Origin of the sequence: Luteibacter rhizovicinus DSM 16549 (genome assembly GCF_001887595.1) — a bacterium.
Lineage (GTDB): Bacteria > Pseudomonadota > Gammaproteobacteria > Xanthomonadales > Rhodanobacteraceae > Luteibacter > Luteibacter rhizovicinus.
This window is the reverse complement of record NZ_CP017480.1, coordinates 4,493,980-4,509,484: the sequence shown is the minus strand read 5'-3', so window position 1 is coordinate 4,509,484 and position 15,505 is coordinate 4,493,980. Positions and strand designations below refer to the sequence as shown.

Genomic DNA, 15,505 nt, shown 5'->3' with positions numbered 1-15,505 from the left:
GTATTTGGAAACGACATCGTCACAGCGCTTGTCATCTTGATCGAATGTGAGAACACGACGTTATGTCTGTCACGCAGCTGGCATGTTGAAGGACATCCAGCGGTCATTAGTAGGACAAGTTGAAAGCGAATACTCGATAGGCCTCCAGATGGAGGTCTATCGACTAGGGGTAACACCATGTTCAAGCGTAATGCTATGGGGAACACCCGCACGAAGATCATCGCGGGCGCGGTCATGCTGGCCATCGGCCTCTCGGCTGCCGGCGCGGCGATGAGCACGGACGTATTCGGCGGCGGTGCCACGCTGCCCGCCGGCGCGTATGTCGGTTTCAACTTCAATGGCGTCGTGCCGGCTGCCAAGCTGTCGACGAATGCCACCACCAACAATCTCGATCCGTCCGCCCCGGCGCCGGTCGGTGTGGCTTCCGGTTCGCTGTTCGGCGCCTGGGCCGCCACGTCAGGTAACCACGTGTCGTTCTGCCAGACCGGTAGCGGCAACGGCAAGAAGATCTTCGACAATACCGACGGCGCTTCGCCGGCCCATGCCCTGACCGCCACTGACTTCTGCGACGGCAATGCGTTCGTTGCTCCGAGCAAGACCAGCGGTTTCGGTGCTTCCCTCGCCACCATCGTCAACCCGCACTTCGCTGCCAGCGATGCGCCGATGTCGCAGTCGGAATACGGCTGGTTCTTCTCGCCGGGCAACAAGACCGCCAAGTACACCCAGCCCGTGCAGTTCCCGGCGGTTGTCGGTGCCGTCGCGCTCGTGCTCCACAACTCCAACATCTCGGCGCCGGTCAATCTGAACGACGTGGACGTCTGCCGCGTGTTCAACGGCCAGGCGACCAAGTGGAGCGACCTCGGTCTGCCCGCCGATGCTTCAGGCGACAACTTCAGCGTGGTGTTCCGTTCCGACGGCAGCGGCACGAGCTTCTCGCTGTCGAACCATCTTGCCGCGGTCTGCGGTACGGTCGGCACGGCTCACTTCATCGCCGACCAGGCCTTCGGCACGGTCGCCAGCCAGTTCTTCCCGTCGGGCCTGCCGACCCGCTTCATTGGCGTCAGCGGTAACCCGGCCGTCGTCAACACGATTGCAAATACGCAGAGCACGATCGGCTATGCCGAGGCGGCGAACTTCAAGAACGTGGCGTCCGCCAACCCGTCGCTCACCTATGCCACGGTCAACTCGTTCGATCCGTTCGCCCTCCCGGCCTCGATCACGCTTGCCACTGTCAACGATCGTGGCATCACGGGCGTGGACTCCAACGGCCGTCCGGTCACCGGCGTGCTTGCTCCGATCACCCAGGCCGGCTGCATGAATCTCGTCGAGCCGTCCACCTACGCCACCAGCACCACGCGTTACCCGATCATCGCCGTTTCCTACCTGATCGCCAACAACACCGGTAACGGTGTTGATACGGCGGCCGTGCAGGGCCTGATCGGTTCGGCATATGGCTCCCACACCGGCGTGACCACCATCGGTACCGGCACGGGCTACGCTTTCGCCACGGTTCTTCCGACGGTGTCGGCCAAGGTCACGACCTGCATCAAGTCCTGATCGTTTTTTGATAATCGATTCAAGGAAGAACGAGAAGGGCTCACACGAGCCCTTCTTTGTTTTTTGTGGTGCGACGAATCGTCATCGCCGCGACATAGCCCTGCGCTTATGCTTCCGGCACAAGGAGGGCATCGTGCAACGCAACGACCGGGGATTCAGTCTGCTGGAAACGCTGGCGGCCATGTTCCTTCTGGCCCTGTGTTTCGCCGCTCTGATGCATGCCGCGGGAGCGTCGATGGCGCTCGGCGTGCGCTCTGAGGGTTATACGCAAGCTTCGTTATGGGCGAGCGGTCTTCTCGACCGAACGTTCGTTGCCGACTTTCCGACGGAGGGGATTCACGAGGGTACGTTCGACGACACTTACCGGTGGACGATGAATGTCTCATCGCCGGCGGAAGACCAGGCATTGCGGACCTCCACGCCACTGCATCTGTATCGGGTGGATCTCACCGTGGAATGGAAAGAAGGTGGCCGCCCTGTCAGGGCACGCTTTGTCACGCTACGCACGATATCCACGCGTCCTCCTGCGGCACCCGTGCCGCCTGGCTCAGGCGGTGACTCGTGAGGAGGAGGATTCACGGTTTCAGCCTTCTCGAGACCTTGGCCGCCCTGGCTTTGCTTGCCTTGCTCCTGCTTGGTGTCACGGCCTCGCTGCATACGATTTCCAGCGCGACGCGTGCCGGCATGGCGCGCACGGAACGGCTGGACGAGGTGCGGGCCGCGCAGGCTTATCTACGTCGCGCGTTGACCGGCGCGATGCCTTATCCGTGGAATCTCACGAGCAAGCGAACGCCGATCGTGTTTCGCGGGGAATCCGCCGCGTTGGCTTTCGTCGCTCCGGGGCCCGGCTATCTCGCGACCCAGGGCCTGCAGTTGCAGACGTTGACGTTCGCCGGAACAAAGGACGATCTGCGCCTCGAGGTGTCCTTCGCGCCACTGGCCGCGCGTGGCGCATCACCGATCGTGCCCGAAGGGGCAGAAGTGCTGGTCGATCATCTGGCCTCGGGTCACTTTGTCTACAGCGGTATGGACGATGGCGGGCATGCTGTGACCTGGCAGTCGTCCTGGCCCTATTCGGGCCGTATGCCGACGATGGTCGGCGTGGAGCTGGTGCTCAAAGGCGGCGTCCGGTGGCCGGTGATGGCGGTACCGCTACGTATGGATACGGAGGCCGTGAACGGGCGAGAGGGCCTGGCCAGACTGACGGCGTTTGCCAAGCCATGACGACACGCCAGCCGATCGGCCATCTTCCGGGGCAGAAAGGTGTCGCCTTGCTCGTTGTGCTGTGGGGCTGCACGCTCGCTGCGATTACGCTCGGGGCGTTGGCGACCAATGCGCGGGTGGAGAGTCTGCAGGCACGCGGGCAATCGCTTCGCACGCAGGCATTCTACGCAGCTGAGGCGGGCATCGAGGCAGCGGTTTACCGGCTTCGCCTCGCTAATGAAGAACAGCGGTGGCACGTAGACGGACGTTCCCACGCGTTGCGCATCGGTGAGACTGACGTAACGGTCTCGCTCAGTGCGGAGGAGGGCAAGATCAACCTCAACCTGGCTACGCCTGAGCGGATCGAAGAACTGCTGCGAACGGCAGGTGTGGACGAAGACCGCATTCCCGCCGCCAAGAGGGCGATTGTCGGCTGGGGAGACCCGGGAAGCGTCAAAGCATCGTCCGTGCTGATGCGTGGTGGTTTTTCGAGCCTGGAAGAACTCGGGCGCGTGCCTGGCCTCACACCGGACATCATCGCCAGAATCGAGCCTGCCTTGACCTTGTGGACCGCGCAGGAGCCCAACCTCGCGTATGCATCGCCACTGGTGGTCGCTACGGTAACGGGTGCGGATATGGCATCGGCACGCGCCTATGTGGAGCGCGTCAGTCTCGCGCCGCAAGGTCTCATGTTGCTGCCACCTTTGCCGGGCACCAAGCCCGGCGATGCGTCGCGAAGTCCCGTATCGGCGTACGAGGTGATCTCGACAGCGACGGTGACCAATGGTCCGACCATCATCCTCGACGTCGTGCTGTTCCTGAAAAGCGAGCCGGGCGATCCGCGGGCCTATCGTGTCGTCCGCTGGCGCGAGCGATCGCTCGCGAGCGATAGCTGATGCCACGAAGCTGCAATCTTTCGCGTCACGCTTTGGGCAACTCACGGTAACGCCCTTGCGATAGCTTCACGCCGCGCACGCATGAGAACGCGACGGGGCGGCGGTGCGCCCATCATCTACTAACGGGGCATTCCATGACGATCGAACGTACGACATCCAAGAATCAGCCGGCGCGTAGTCGCTGGCTCGCACCTGCAGCTCGTTGCGCGCTCCCCTTGCTCCTGATGGGAGCGGCGTTGCCCGCGGCAGCGCGCAACAACAACGTGTATGTCGCCAATCAGGTCGACAACACGGTCTCGGTGATCGACCAGGCGACGAACGCCGTGACGGCGACGATACCGGTCGGTAGCTTCCCTTCCGGTGTCGCGGTGAGCCCCAGCGGAAAGGGTGTCTACGTGGCTAACGCCAACGACAACACCGTCTCCGTGATCGATGCAGCGACCAACGTGGTGGCGGCGATCGTGCCGGTGGCCAACACACCCGTAGCTGTGGCGTTCAGCCCGAATGGCGCCTTCGCCTACGTGGCCAATGCGAATGACAGCGACGTCTCGGTGATCGATACGGCGAGCAAGACCGTCGTCGCGACGGTTTCCGTGGGAAGCGTTCCGTTCGGCATCGCGGTCAGCCCGAACGGCGCCCGTGTGTATACGGCCAATACCGGCGACAACACCGTATCCGTTATCGATGCAGCCAGCAGGAAGGTGATCGCTACCATTCCGGTCGGCCTCTCGCCCTTCGGTCTGGATGTCGGTCCTTTCGGTGCGCGCCTGTATGTCGCGAACGTGGCGTCCAACGATGTCTCGATGATCGATACGCAGTCGAACAAGGTCATCGGTAGTGTCGCCGCGGGTAACGGTGCCGACGCCGTCATGACGAGCCCGATCGGCCTGCCGGTGTACGTGGCCAACTCCGGGGACAACACGGTTTCCGTGATCAATCCGCTGAACAAGGCGGTCATCGCCACGGTGCCGGTCGGCAGTGCCCCGGGCTCCATCGCGGTCAGCACCCGTACGGCCCGTGTGTATGTCACCAACACCGGCTCCAACACGGTGTCTGTGATCAACCCGCTCACCAACAAGGTGATCGCTACCGTGAATGTGGGCAACGTGCCGGCGGCCGCCGCCACCCAGCCCGAGTAGACAGCGACAAAGGGGAAGGCTCCCAGGAGCCTTCCCATGGGCGAGAGCTTGCTCTAGTGTGCGCGAACACCCTACGTCACGGGCCGGCAATACGTTCGCGGCACTCTCGCAGGCTTCAACAACCATGATGGTTCTTGCATGACGCGTTTTCTTACGATCGGCGCCACGGCGCTGGCGGTGGCTCTGGCAGGCTGCTCCACGCTGCCCCAGCCCCGCGACGATGGCGCACTGCAACGCGAAGCCATGGCGGGTACCGAACTCCCGGCGCCGAAGGCGCGGATCATGCCCTCGACCAATCCGACGGCGCCAGGCGCGACCGCGCCGCAGGTCACCACGGGCACGGGTGAATTCATCAAGCCGGTGGGCCTGGCCAAGCCGAAGCCCGTCGCCGAAGGCGCAGGCACGGTCACCTTCAATTTCGAGAACCAGCCGGTCGAGTCGGTGGTAAAAGCCATCCTCGGCGATCTGCTGCACGAGAACTATTCGATCGTGCCGGGCGTGCAGGGCAACGTGTCCTTCTCGACCTCGCAACCGGTCACGGCCGAGCAGGCCCTGCCGATCCTCGAGACCTTGCTGTCGTGGACGGGCAACGCTCTCGTCCACAGTAACGGCCGTTACGTGGTGATGCCGGCGAAGGACGCCGTCGCCGGCAACCTCGTGCCGAGCATCGGCGCGACGGCACCAGCGGGTGGTCTTCAGGCACGCCTGTTCCCGCTGCACTTCATCTCCGCGACGGAGATGCAGAAGCTGATCAAGCCCTTCGCACGACCCGACGCGACCCTGCTCGCCGATCCCACGCGCAATGTGCTGGTGATGGCCGGCACGCCGAGTGAACTCGACAACTACCAGCGCACAGTGGCTACGTTCGACGTCGACTGGCTGCGCGGCATGTCGGTCGGTGTGTTCGCCTTGCAGCGGGCCCAGGTGAAGGACCTCACGCCGAAGCTCGAAGGCATCTTCGGCGAGAAGGGCAACACCCCGATGGCCGGCATGCTGCGCTTCATTCCGATCGAGCGGACCAACTCGCTGGTGGTGCTCAGCCCGCAGCCGGTTTACCTGGACGAGGTGCGCAGCTGGATCGACCGTATCGATCGTGGTGGCGGTAACGAGCCGCAGCTCTACGTGGTGGACGTGCGCAACGTGCAGGCATCGGACATGGCCGATTACCTCTCGGACATCTATGGCAATGGATCCGGCGGTGGCCGTTCGGGCGACAAGGGCGGCAAGGTCGGTCCCGGCCTGAGCTCCGGCACGTTGGGCGGCAGCGACAGCGATCTGGGTAATCGGGGCGGCTCCGGCATCGGCAGCACGACGGGTGCTTTCGGCAATACAAGTTCGTCGACGGGCACCTCGACCACCGGAATGAGCTCCAGCAGCGGCCTGGGCGGCAGCAGCACCGGCATCGGTGGCAGCAGTACGACGGGTCTCGGTGCGGGCTCCGGTTCGTCCGACGATAGCGGCGGCGACACGGGCAACCGTCATTCCTCGACCACGACAGACGATGGCGTGCGTATCACCTCGGTGGACGCCAACAACCAGTTGATGGTGCGTTGCCGTCCGGCGCAGTGGGCGGAGATCGAGCAGGCGATCAAGCGTCTCGACGCCGTGCCGATGCAGGTGCAGATCGAGACACGCATCCTTGAAGTCACCCTCAGCGGCGATCTCGAGTTCGGCGTGCAGTGGTATCTCGAAGGCCTGACCGGCACGACCAACGGCCAGCCGACCCAGCCGGGCAACAAGCATCAGTACGCGCTCGGCGGTGGCGGTGCGACGCTCAACGCCAGCGACAACCTGTTCTATTCCTTCGTCAACAACAACATCTCCGTCGCCCTGCACGCGATGGAGCAGAACGGAAACACCAAGGTGCTCTCGGCACCGTCGCTGGTCGTGCTGAACAACCAGAAGGCCCACATCGAGGTCGGCGACCAGATCCCGATCACCCAGACCTTCGTCAACACCGGGGCGAACACGGACAACACGATCGGCCAGGTGGAATACAAGGACACCGGTGTGATCCTCAACGTCCGTCCGCGCGTGAATCCGGGTGGCCTGGTCTACCTCAATGTGAGCCAGGTGGTGAGCAGCCCCGGCATCAAGGACACCACGACCGGCAACTTCCCGATCCAGCAGCGCGAGGTAGCCACCCAGGTGGCCGTCCAGAGCGGGCAGACGGTGCTGCTCGGCGGCCTGATCAGGCAGAACGACGCCCTGACCGATACCGGCATCCCGGGGCTCAACCAGATACCGATCTTCGGCCGGTTGTTCGGCACGACGAGCCGCACGCGGACCCGCACCGAGCTGATCGTCCTGATCACCCCCCGGGTGATCACCAACGGCGACGAGGCCAAGCAGGTCACCGACGAGTACCAGCGCAAGTTCGAGTCGCTCCGGCCGTTGACCCAACCCGCCACACCTTGACCTCGGGGTGGCCGAGGGTGCATACACCCACATCACGGGGCGCGTTTCACATTGGGCGCGTGTTCCTGACGGGGGGAGATTCGCTTGATGCAGGATCTGGCCGGCTGGTCGACAGTGCTGGAGCTGATGCCCACGGCGATGTTCGTGCGCGATTCCGCGCACCGCTGGGTGTTCGTCAACCGCATGGGCTGCGAGTATTTCAGCCTGAATGCCGACGACGTGCTCGGCAAAACCGATGCCGAGCTGTTTCCGCCCGAGCAGGCCGCCCGCTTCGAAGCCGGTGACGACGCCGTGCTGCGCAGCCACGAGGTGGTCGAAACCGAGGAGACGGTGACCGACCCCCACGGCCACGTCCGCACCTTGCTCACCCGCAAGACCTGCATCGACCTGGATGGCGCACCGCATGTGCTGGCCTCGGTCACCGATATCACCGAGCTGCGCGAATCCGAGGCGCACGTGCGCTGGCTTGCCTGCCATGACGCCCTGACCGGGCTGGCCAACCGCACGGCGCTGTTCAGCCGGCTGGACGCGGCGATCGGCCGGGCGGCCAGTGGCGGCCTGCGCTCGGCCTTGTTTTACCTGGACATGGACGGCTTCAAGAAGGTCAACGACGCTTACGGACACCTGATCGGCGACGAGTTGCTGGTCCAGTTCGGTGCGCGGCTGCGTAGCGTGGTCGGCCCCGACGACACCGTGGCGCGGATCGGCGGCGACGAGTTCGCGCTGCTGGTCGACGATCACGGCGACCTCGATGCGCAGGCGCTTGCCGAGCGCATCCTGCTCCTGGCCGGCGAGCCGTTCGACGTGCTTTCGACGACCACCTTCATTGGTACGTCGATCGGCATGGTCGCGATCGATACCGACGCCGTCGCCGCGGGGGAGCTGGCGCGCAAGGCGGACAGCGCCCTGTACGAGGCGAAGAAGAAACGTAACCGCCTGGTGGTCTACACCAAGGCCATGGACGCGGCGCTGGCCCACCGCCGCGACATCGAAAAGGCCCTGCTCGAGGCCTTGCTGACCCGCGAGGGCCTGAGCTGTCACTACCAGCCGATGATCCGCAGCGCGGACGGCAAGGTCGTGGGACTGGAGGCACTCGCCCGCTGGCGGCATCCCACCCTCGGCGTGGTCTCGCCGGTCCAGTTCATCGCCGTGGCCGAAGAAACCGGCCTGATCGGCCAGCTCGGCGAATGGGTCCTGCGTACGGCCTGCGCCCGGGTGGCCAAGCTCGACGACCTGTTCGTAGCGGTCAACGTCAGCGCTGTACAGCTGCGCGACGACGGCTTCGCCGACATGGTCATGCGGGTGCTCCTGGAGACGCGCCTGCCGCCGAAGCGCCTGGAGCTGGAGATCACCGAGACCGCCATCGTCAACGCGGATGGTGCGGCGGTGCAGTTGCTGCGACGTCTTCGCCGGACCGGCGTACGCATCTCGCTGGACGACTTCGGCACCGGCTATTCCAGCCTGACCCTGCTCAAGGACCTCGCGGTCGACAAGGTCAAGATCGATCGCTCCTTCGTGCAGAACGCGACCCAGGCCGGTGATTCCGCGGCCATCGTGCGGGCCGTGTCCAACCTGGGCGCCGCGCTGGGCCTGTGCGTGGTGGCCGAAGGGGTGGAGACCGAGCAGCAGCGTGCCTTCCTCAGCGAGGCCGGTTGCGACGAGCTGCAGGGCTTCCTGTTCTCGCCGGCGGTACCCGAAGACCGTATCGAGCGGATCATCGGCCCGTACCCGGTACCGGCGCCGGTACCGGCTTATTCGGCCGGATAGGCGTCCGCAGGCATCGGCCAGGTGCGGCGCAGATCCGGCATGCCGGGCATCGTGGTGGGCTGCGGTAGCGGCAATGGCGTGTGCGCATCCACCAGGCCGCCGGTGGCGTCGCCGACGATGGCGATGATGCAGCCGCCACTTTCTTGCGAACTGCCGAACGACAGCCGGCCCCAGGGCATCTGCATGACCATATAGCGGTTTGGCAGCATCGATGGCGCGGCGGGCAGGCTGGTTTCCGAGGTGGCCGCGTGGAAGGCTTCGGTCAGGCCGCTGCGCGCGAAGCAGGGCCGCTGCTCGAGCTGGATCGAGGTGAAACGCACCATCGGCACGTCGCCTCCCTCGCTGAAGCCTCGCGCCTCGAAGGCGCTGACGCGGTAGCCGTCCCGGGTGACGAAGGGCACGCTGCGTACGATGAGCGGCGGTGCGTCGGCCGTGGCATGCAGTCCACCCGGCAGCTTGTTGGACAGGGAATCCACCGCGTTGGGCAGGGTGCCCATGGTCGAGTTGATGATCTCGACCAGGGTCTTGTCGCTACGCGGGACGCTCACGGGCTCGGCGGCCGCAGCGGAAGCCAGGGCAGCGGCAAGCAGGATGGCCAGGAGGCGAATCGGACGCATGGGGGCCATGTCGAGGTGAGCAGGGGCGCTAGTTTGCACGAGTTGACGCCCTTGCATGCGCCGTGAATGCCCGGATATTGGAAACAACGTCCTACCCCTGATGCCGATGACAGACCTGCGCTTCGACAATGCCTTCGTCCGCGAGTTGCCGGCCGACCCCGAAATTTCCAACGGTCCGCGCCAGGTCGTCGGCGCGGCGTTCTCCTGGGTGGAACCGACGCCCGTGGCGGCGCCACGGCTGGTCGCGGTCTCGACCGAGGTCGCGGCGATGCTTGGCGTTTCGCCCGATGCGCCGGATTTTGCGGCGGTGTTCTCGGGCAACGCGCGCTTGCCGGGCATGACCGGCTACGCCATGGCCTACGGCGGTCACCAGTTCGGCAACTGGGCCGGCCAACTCGGCGACGGCCGTGCGCTGGGCCTGGGCGAGGTGATCACGGCCCACGATGGCCGGCAGGAACTGCAGTTGAAGGGCGCGGGTCGCACACCTTACTCGCGTGGCGCCGATGGCCGGGCGGTCCTGCGTTCGTCCATCCGCGAATTCCTGTGCAGCGAGGCCATGCATCACCTCGGTGTGCCGACCACCCGAGCCCTGTCCCTCGTGGTCACCGGCGACGAGGTCCTTCGCGACGTGATGTACGACGGCAACCCGGCGCTGGAGCCGGGGGCGATCGTCTGCCGCGTCGCGCCGTCATTCATCCGCTTCGGTTCGTTCGAGCTGCCGGCCGCGCGTAACGACCTCGACCTGCTGCGGAAGCTGGCCGACTTCACCATCGGCACGCATTATCCGGCCTTCGCCGGGCTGGACGGGGAGGCGCGTTACGCCGCCTTTTTCGCCGAAGTCTGCGAGCGCACCGCTCGCCTGATGGCGCACTGGATGCGCGTGGGCTTCGTCCACGGCGTGATGAACACGGACAACATGTCCATCCTCGGCCTGACCATCGACTACGGCCCCTACGGCTGGGTGGACGACTTCGACCCCGACTGGACCCCGAACACCACCGACCGCGCACACAAGCGTTACCGCTTCGGTCACCAGCCACGTGTGGCGTACTGGAACCTGCAGCGGCTGGCCCAGGCACTGTCGCCGCTGTTCACCGGGGTGGAGGCGCTTCAGGATGGCCTGGACCGCTACGTGGAAGTGTTCGAAGCCACCGATGCCGCGTTCTCCGCGGCCAAGCTCGGCCTCGTCACCACCCGGGAGGGCGACGAGGCGCTGGTCGCCGATCTCCGTGGCCTGCTGACGCTGGGCGGCATGGACATGACGATCTTCTACCGCGACCTGGCGCTGCTCGATCTCGACGCGCCGCATCCGGGCGTGGTCGGGGCCGCTTTTTACGAGGACGAGAAACGGGTGGCGACGCAGGAGGCGCTGGGTGCGTGGCTGCAGCGCTATGCGGAGCGCGTCCGTGCGGAGGCGTCGCCGGCGTCGGAGCGGCTGGCCCTGATGCATGCCAGCAACCCGCGTTACGTGCTGCGCAACTACCTCGCGCAGCAGGTGATCGACAGCGCGGAGCAGGGCGACTACGCGCCCCTGCACGAGCTCATGGAAACCTTGCGTCGGCCCTACGACGAGCAGCCGGGCAGGGATCACCTGGCCGGTCGCCGGCCGGAATGGGCGCGCGATCGGGTCGGCTGCTCCATGCTTTCCTGCAGTAGCTGACCCACCACGGGGTAGAATCGGCGGCCCGGATATCCCTTTCAGGCCTTCGCGTTGTCCGCTGGTTCCGCCTCCGATGCTGCACTCGATGCCTTGTTCGTCCCGTTCGCTACGGGCGATCTCGCCTGGCCGGCGTCCGGCGATGTGCTGATCCTGCGGGCGCGCGATGGTTTCGTGCTGCGTGAGCAGCGGCGTCCCGGCTGGGTGTTGCAGCAGTCGTTCAAGCCGGCGGCGGATGCGCTCGCGCGCTCCGGCTTCGCGGTGAGTGCGGATGTGCCCGACGGCCGCTTCGCCGTCGTCATGGTCCTGCCCACCCGTCAGCGCGAAGAGTCGCGGGCCTTGTTCGCCCAGGCCATGACGCGCGTGGCGCCCGACGGTGTGGTGATCGCCGCGGTGCCGAATGCGGAAGGCGCGAAGACCGCCGAGGCCGACCTCGCGTTGCTGGCCGGCGGGGTGTCCAACCTTTCCAAGCACAAATGCCGCGTGTTCTGGACGCGCCCTGGGGCCATGCCCGATTCGTCGTTGCGGGACGCCTGGCTTGCGCTGGACGAGGCCTTGCCGATCGACGAGGGGCGCTACGTCAGCCGTCGTGGCCTGTTCGCCTGGGATCGCATCGACATCGCCTCCGCCTTGTTGGCCTCGGTGCTGCCGGTCGACTTCACGGGCCGTGTCGGCGATCTCGGCGCGGGCTTCGGCTATCTCGCCTGCCGCGTCATCGCCACGAATCCCGGCGTGACCGCCGTGGATCTGTACGAGGCGGAAGGTCGCGCCATCGAACCGGCCCGGCAGAACCTCGCCACGACGATCGCCGCCACGGGCAGGGCGGTTACCGCCAACGTGCACTGGCATGACGTCACGCACGGTATCGACGGTGGCTACGACGCCATCGTTTCCAATCCACCCTTTCACCAGGGGCGCGCCGACCAGCCGGAGCTGGGGCGTGCCTTCATTGCGGTCGCCGCGCGCGCGTTGTCGCCGCAGGGGCGCTTCTGGATGGTCGCCAACCGGCATCTCGCCTACGAAGCCACGCTCGAAGCGTGCTTCACCCATGTTCGACCCGTCGCCGAGCGCGACGGGTTCAAAGTGATCGAAGCGAAGGAGCCTCGTCGATGAAACTCGTGCGCCTGTTGGCGAACCTCGGCTATGGCAGCCGCAAACAAGTCGCCGCGCTGTTTCGCGAAGGTGTCGTCACCGATGCCTCGGGTGAGGTGCTCTACGCCGACGACAAGGTCGAGCATGCGGACGTCCGCTTCGAAGGCGAGCCGCTGGACCCGCCGGCCGGCATGCTGATCATGTTGAACAAGCCGGCTGGCTACACGTGCTCGCGCAAGGACGTCGGTCGCCTCGTCTACGAACTGCTGCCGCCGCGTTACGGCATCCGCAATCCGGTCCTGTCGACGGTGGGTCGTCTCGACCGCGAGACCTCGGGCCTGTTGCTGTTCACCGACGACGGCCCCTTGCTGCACCGGATCATTTCACCGAAGTCCTCCGTGGCCAAGGTGTACGAAGCCACGCTTGCCGAGGACCTGCGCGGCGACGAAGCCGCCACGTTCGCCGCTGGCACCCTCATGCTCGACGGTGAAACCGACCCGCTCGAACCGGCCACGCTCGAGGTACTCGGTCCCCGCCACATTCGTCTGGCGCTCACCGAAGGTCGCTACCACCAGGTCCGCCGCATGTTCGCCGCCATCGGCAACCACGTGGAAACCCTTGAGCGCGTCGCCCTGGGTGGCTTGACCCTCGACGGCCTGGCTTCCGGTGAGTGGCGTCAGCTAACTGCGGAAGACACCGCCAGGATTTTCGCTGGCTCTTGAGGCCGCCAGCTGTGGTAGGAGCCGATTCATCGGCGATCGGGTGCTAGCCTCACCCCGGCCCGCTGCCGCGGGATCGCCGATGAATCGGCTCCTACCAAAGCATGGATCGGCAGCCTGTGGACGCCCTGTCCACGCAGGGTGCAGTATCCGGGAGTCCTCATGACCCCAAGGAGCACCCCATGACCAAGATCGCTATTGCCGTTGCCGTCGCCAGCCTCTTCGCCGGTTCCGTGACCCACGCGGCCGACGTGGTCGACAAGAGCGTCGTCGTCCCGATGACGGTCGTCACCGCCGATGGCGCGGGCGCCTCGGTCGGCACCGTCACCGTGACGCAGTCCGCGGGCGGCCTGGTCTTTACCCCGAACCTCAAGGGTCTGCCGCCGGGCGAGCATGGCTTCCACCTGCATGAGAAGGCCAGCTGCGATCCGGGCGAGAAGGATGGCAAGAAGGGTGCGGCCCTCGCGGCTGGCGGTCACTACGACCCGATGAAGACCGGCAAGCACGAAGGTCCGGACGCGATGGGCCACGAAGGCGATCTGCCGCGCATCACCGTGGGCGCCGATGGCACGGACACCACCGCCGTCACCGCACCCCACCTGAAGACCCTGGCCACGCTGAAGGGCCATTCGCTGATGATCCACGCCGGTGGCGACAACTACGCCGACGAGCCGGCTCCGCTCGGCGGCGGCGGTGCGCGCATCGCTTGCGGCGTGATCAAGTAAGGGTCGAATGTCGCAAGGCGGTCTTTTCGCTCCCGAACCGCTCGTGATCGTCGATGACGACCACGGGCGGTTCGCGTATGAGCCGGGTGTGATTTCCCCGTCACTGGCGGAGGCGTGGTTCGCTACCTTGCTGGCCGAGGTTCCATGGCAGGCGAAACGACGCGAGATGTATGGCCGCGACGTGGATGTGCCCCGGCTGGTGCAGCATTACGCACTGGACGATCCCGCCTTGCCGCCGGTGCTGCGCGATGCGGGCCGCGAGGTTGTCGCGGCGACGGGCACCCCATTTACCTCGGTGGGCCTGAACCTCTATCGCGATGGACGCGACAGCGTCGCACCGCATAACGATCACATCGAGGAACTGGCCGAGGGCGCGCCGATCACGCTGCTCTCGCTGGGTGCCACGCGGACGATGACCTTGCGCGAGCGCGAGTCGCCCAAGCGGAAGTTCGACGTGAAACTGGAGTCGGGCAGCCTGCTGGCGATGAGCTACGCAACGCAGTTTCATTGGGATCATGGGATCCCCAAGGCGCGCGGCGAGGTGGGACCGAGGATCAGCCTGGCGTTTCGGGTGAAGGGGTCGCAAGCACCCATTCGCCGATGAATCGGCTCCCACAAGGAGCACTAGAACAGGTCGATGCTTCCGAGGGCTACGGCGGCGCCCAGTTCGCCGCGCTCGGTCAGGGCCTCGTAGCCGTGCACGCTGTTCCGCCCGTTTTCCTTGGCGAAGTACAGCGCCTTGTCCGCACGGTCGAGCACGATCTCGGGGTAGTCGTTCTCGGTGATGCGGGCATAGCCGATGCTGACCGTGACGTGGCCGACCTGCGGGAACGCATGCTCGGCGACGAAGTGGCGGAAGCGATCGAGCGCCATGTGCGCGACGCGTTCGTCCTGCGCGGCGATGAGCATGACGAATTCTTCGCCGCCGAAACGGAACAGCACGTCGCTCTGGCGGAAGCTGTGCCGCATCTGCTGGGCGAGCATCAGGATGACCTCGTCGCCGTACACATGGCCGTAGGTGTCGTTGATGCGCTTGAAGTGGTCGATGTCGAGGATGGCCAGCCAGATCTGCGAGACGTCGGCCTCGAAGGGCAGGCGGCGCTCGTCTTCGCCCTTGGCCGCGGCGCGGGCACGCTGGCGCTGCAGCTTGAGCAGGCGTTGCAGGCGTTGCTCGAAACTGCGCCGGTTGTACAGGCCGGTGAGCTTGTCGCGCTCGCTCTCGTTGAGCAGGGCGATGTAGTTGCCGTAGATGCGGGCGTAGCCTTCGACCATGTTGCGCACGCCGTCGAGCGAGTCTTCCGACTCCAGCATCAGGGCGCCGATGGCGGCATGGTCGCGCTGGATCGGGATGACCAGGCGGCAGGTGCCGTCCTCGGTGACATCGCTGATCGCTTCGAGGGTTTCCATGGCGCAGACGATCGTGTCGATCGGGTCGCCGTCACGGGAAGGGTCCAGGGCTTCGACGACGAAGGCGCCGGCGGCATTGCGCGAGCAGACCACGATCGAATCCACCGGCAGCTGCAGGCTTTCGCCGCGCTTGCACAGGGTCACGCTGCTGACCGAGATCAATTCGGCCAGCGACAGGACCAGGCTGTGGTCGAGCGCATCGATGTCGCGGTGGTGGGTGAACTCGGCCACGGAGGCGAGCAGGCGCGACTCCGGCGGGCCACCGGCAAGCGAATGCCATGGAGACCTCATGAGCGCATGTCCCCGGC

14 protein-coding genes are annotated in these 15,505 nt (G+C 65.7%); 12 read left to right on the top strand and 2 right to left on the bottom strand.

The window, feature by feature from the left end:
• The first annotated feature begins 177 nt into the window (after window positions 1-177).
• The 7 genes from BJI69_RS20615 to BJI69_RS20585 all read left to right on the top strand — a co-directional run bounded on the left by BJI69_RS20615 (window position 178) and on the right by BJI69_RS20585 (window position 8,980).
• The gene (locus tag BJI69_RS20615) at window positions 178-1,557 is read left to right on the top strand and encodes a substrate-binding domain-containing protein (protein WP_046969336.1); all 1,380 of its coding nucleotides are present in this window, start codon (window positions 178-180) and stop codon (window positions 1,555-1,557) included.
• 133 nt (window positions 1,558-1,690) lie between these two features.
• Window positions 1,691-2,122 carry a type IV pilus modification PilV family protein gene (locus BJI69_RS20610; RefSeq protein WP_071925051.1) on the top strand — a complete coding sequence of 144 codons (432 nt, stop codon included), beginning with the start codon at window positions 1,691-1,693 and terminating at the stop codon, window positions 2,120-2,122.
• On the top strand, window positions 2,119-2,781 hold the full coding sequence (locus tag BJI69_RS20605; protein ID WP_046969337.1) for a prepilin-type N-terminal cleavage/methylation domain-containing protein: 663 nt from the start codon (window positions 2,119-2,121) through the stop codon (window positions 2,779-2,781). Before BJI69_RS20610 ends, BJI69_RS20605 begins: the two co-directional genes overlap by 4 nt.
• Entirely contained in the window at window positions 2,778-3,656 is an 879-nt protein-coding gene (locus BJI69_RS20600) for a type II secretion system minor pseudopilin (RefSeq protein ID WP_052767363.1), read from the top strand. Before BJI69_RS20605 ends, BJI69_RS20600 begins: the two co-directional genes overlap by 4 nt.
• Before the next feature lie 134 nt (window positions 3,657-3,790).
• Window positions 3,791-4,795, top strand: a complete 1,005-nt coding sequence (locus BJI69_RS20595) for a YVTN family beta-propeller repeat protein (RefSeq protein WP_052767364.1) — start codon at window positions 3,791-3,793, stop codon at window positions 4,793-4,795.
• 138 nt (window positions 4,796-4,933) lie between these two features.
• Window positions 4,934-7,213 carry a type II secretion system secretin GspD gene (gene gspD, locus BJI69_RS20590; protein ID WP_046969338.1) on the top strand — a complete coding sequence of 760 codons (2,280 nt, stop codon included), beginning with the start codon at window positions 4,934-4,936 and terminating at the stop codon, window positions 7,211-7,213.
• Window positions 7,214-7,300: 87 nt separating this feature from the next.
• Entirely contained in the window at window positions 7,301-8,980 is a 1,680-nt protein-coding gene (locus BJI69_RS20585) for a putative bifunctional diguanylate cyclase/phosphodiesterase (RefSeq protein WP_052767365.1), read from the top strand.
• On the opposite strand, the gene BJI69_RS20580 is transcribed toward BJI69_RS20585, so the two are convergent.
• Window positions 8,965-9,597 (bottom strand): hypothetical protein, encoded by a 633-nt coding sequence (locus BJI69_RS20580; protein WP_046969340.1) that lies wholly within the window; start codon window positions 9,595-9,597, stop codon window positions 8,965-8,967. The genes BJI69_RS20585 and BJI69_RS20580 overlap by 16 nt on opposite strands.
• A 106-nt stretch (window positions 9,598-9,703) precedes the next feature.
• On the opposite strand from BJI69_RS20580, the gene BJI69_RS20575 reads away from it, so the two are divergent.
• The 5 genes from BJI69_RS20575 to BJI69_RS20555 all read left to right on the top strand — a co-directional run bounded on the left by BJI69_RS20575 (window position 9,704) and on the right by BJI69_RS20555 (window position 14,394).
• Complete coding sequence (locus BJI69_RS20575) at window positions 9,704-11,257, top strand: protein adenylyltransferase SelO (RefSeq protein WP_046969362.1); 1,554 nt, start codon at window positions 9,704-9,706, stop codon at window positions 11,255-11,257.
• Window positions 11,258-11,308: 51 nt separating this feature from the next.
• Window positions 11,309-12,367 (top strand): class I SAM-dependent methyltransferase, encoded by a 1,059-nt coding sequence (locus tag BJI69_RS20570; protein ID WP_046969341.1) that lies wholly within the window; start codon window positions 11,309-11,311, stop codon window positions 12,365-12,367.
• The gene (locus tag BJI69_RS20565; RefSeq protein ID WP_046969342.1) at window positions 12,364-13,068 is read left to right on the top strand and encodes a pseudouridine synthase; all 705 of its coding nucleotides are present in this window, start codon (window positions 12,364-12,366) and stop codon (window positions 13,066-13,068) included. The genes BJI69_RS20570 and BJI69_RS20565 overlap by 4 nt, the downstream gene beginning before the upstream one ends.
• Before the next feature lie 179 nt (window positions 13,069-13,247).
• Complete coding sequence (gene sodC / locus BJI69_RS20560) at window positions 13,248-13,790, top strand: superoxide dismutase family protein (RefSeq protein ID WP_046969343.1); 543 nt, start codon at window positions 13,248-13,250, stop codon at window positions 13,788-13,790.
• 43 nt (window positions 13,791-13,833) lie between these two features.
• A complete protein-coding gene (locus BJI69_RS20555; protein WP_244890699.1) occupies window positions 13,834-14,394 on the top strand; it encodes an alpha-ketoglutarate-dependent dioxygenase AlkB family protein in 561 nt (186 codons plus the stop codon).
• 20 nt (window positions 14,395-14,414) lie between these two features.
• On the opposite strand, the gene BJI69_RS20550 is transcribed toward BJI69_RS20555, so the two are convergent.
• A complete protein-coding gene (locus BJI69_RS20550; protein WP_046969345.1) occupies window positions 14,415-15,488 on the bottom strand; it encodes a GGDEF domain-containing protein in 1,074 nt (357 codons plus the stop codon).
• Window positions 15,489-15,505 lie beyond the last annotated feature (17 nt).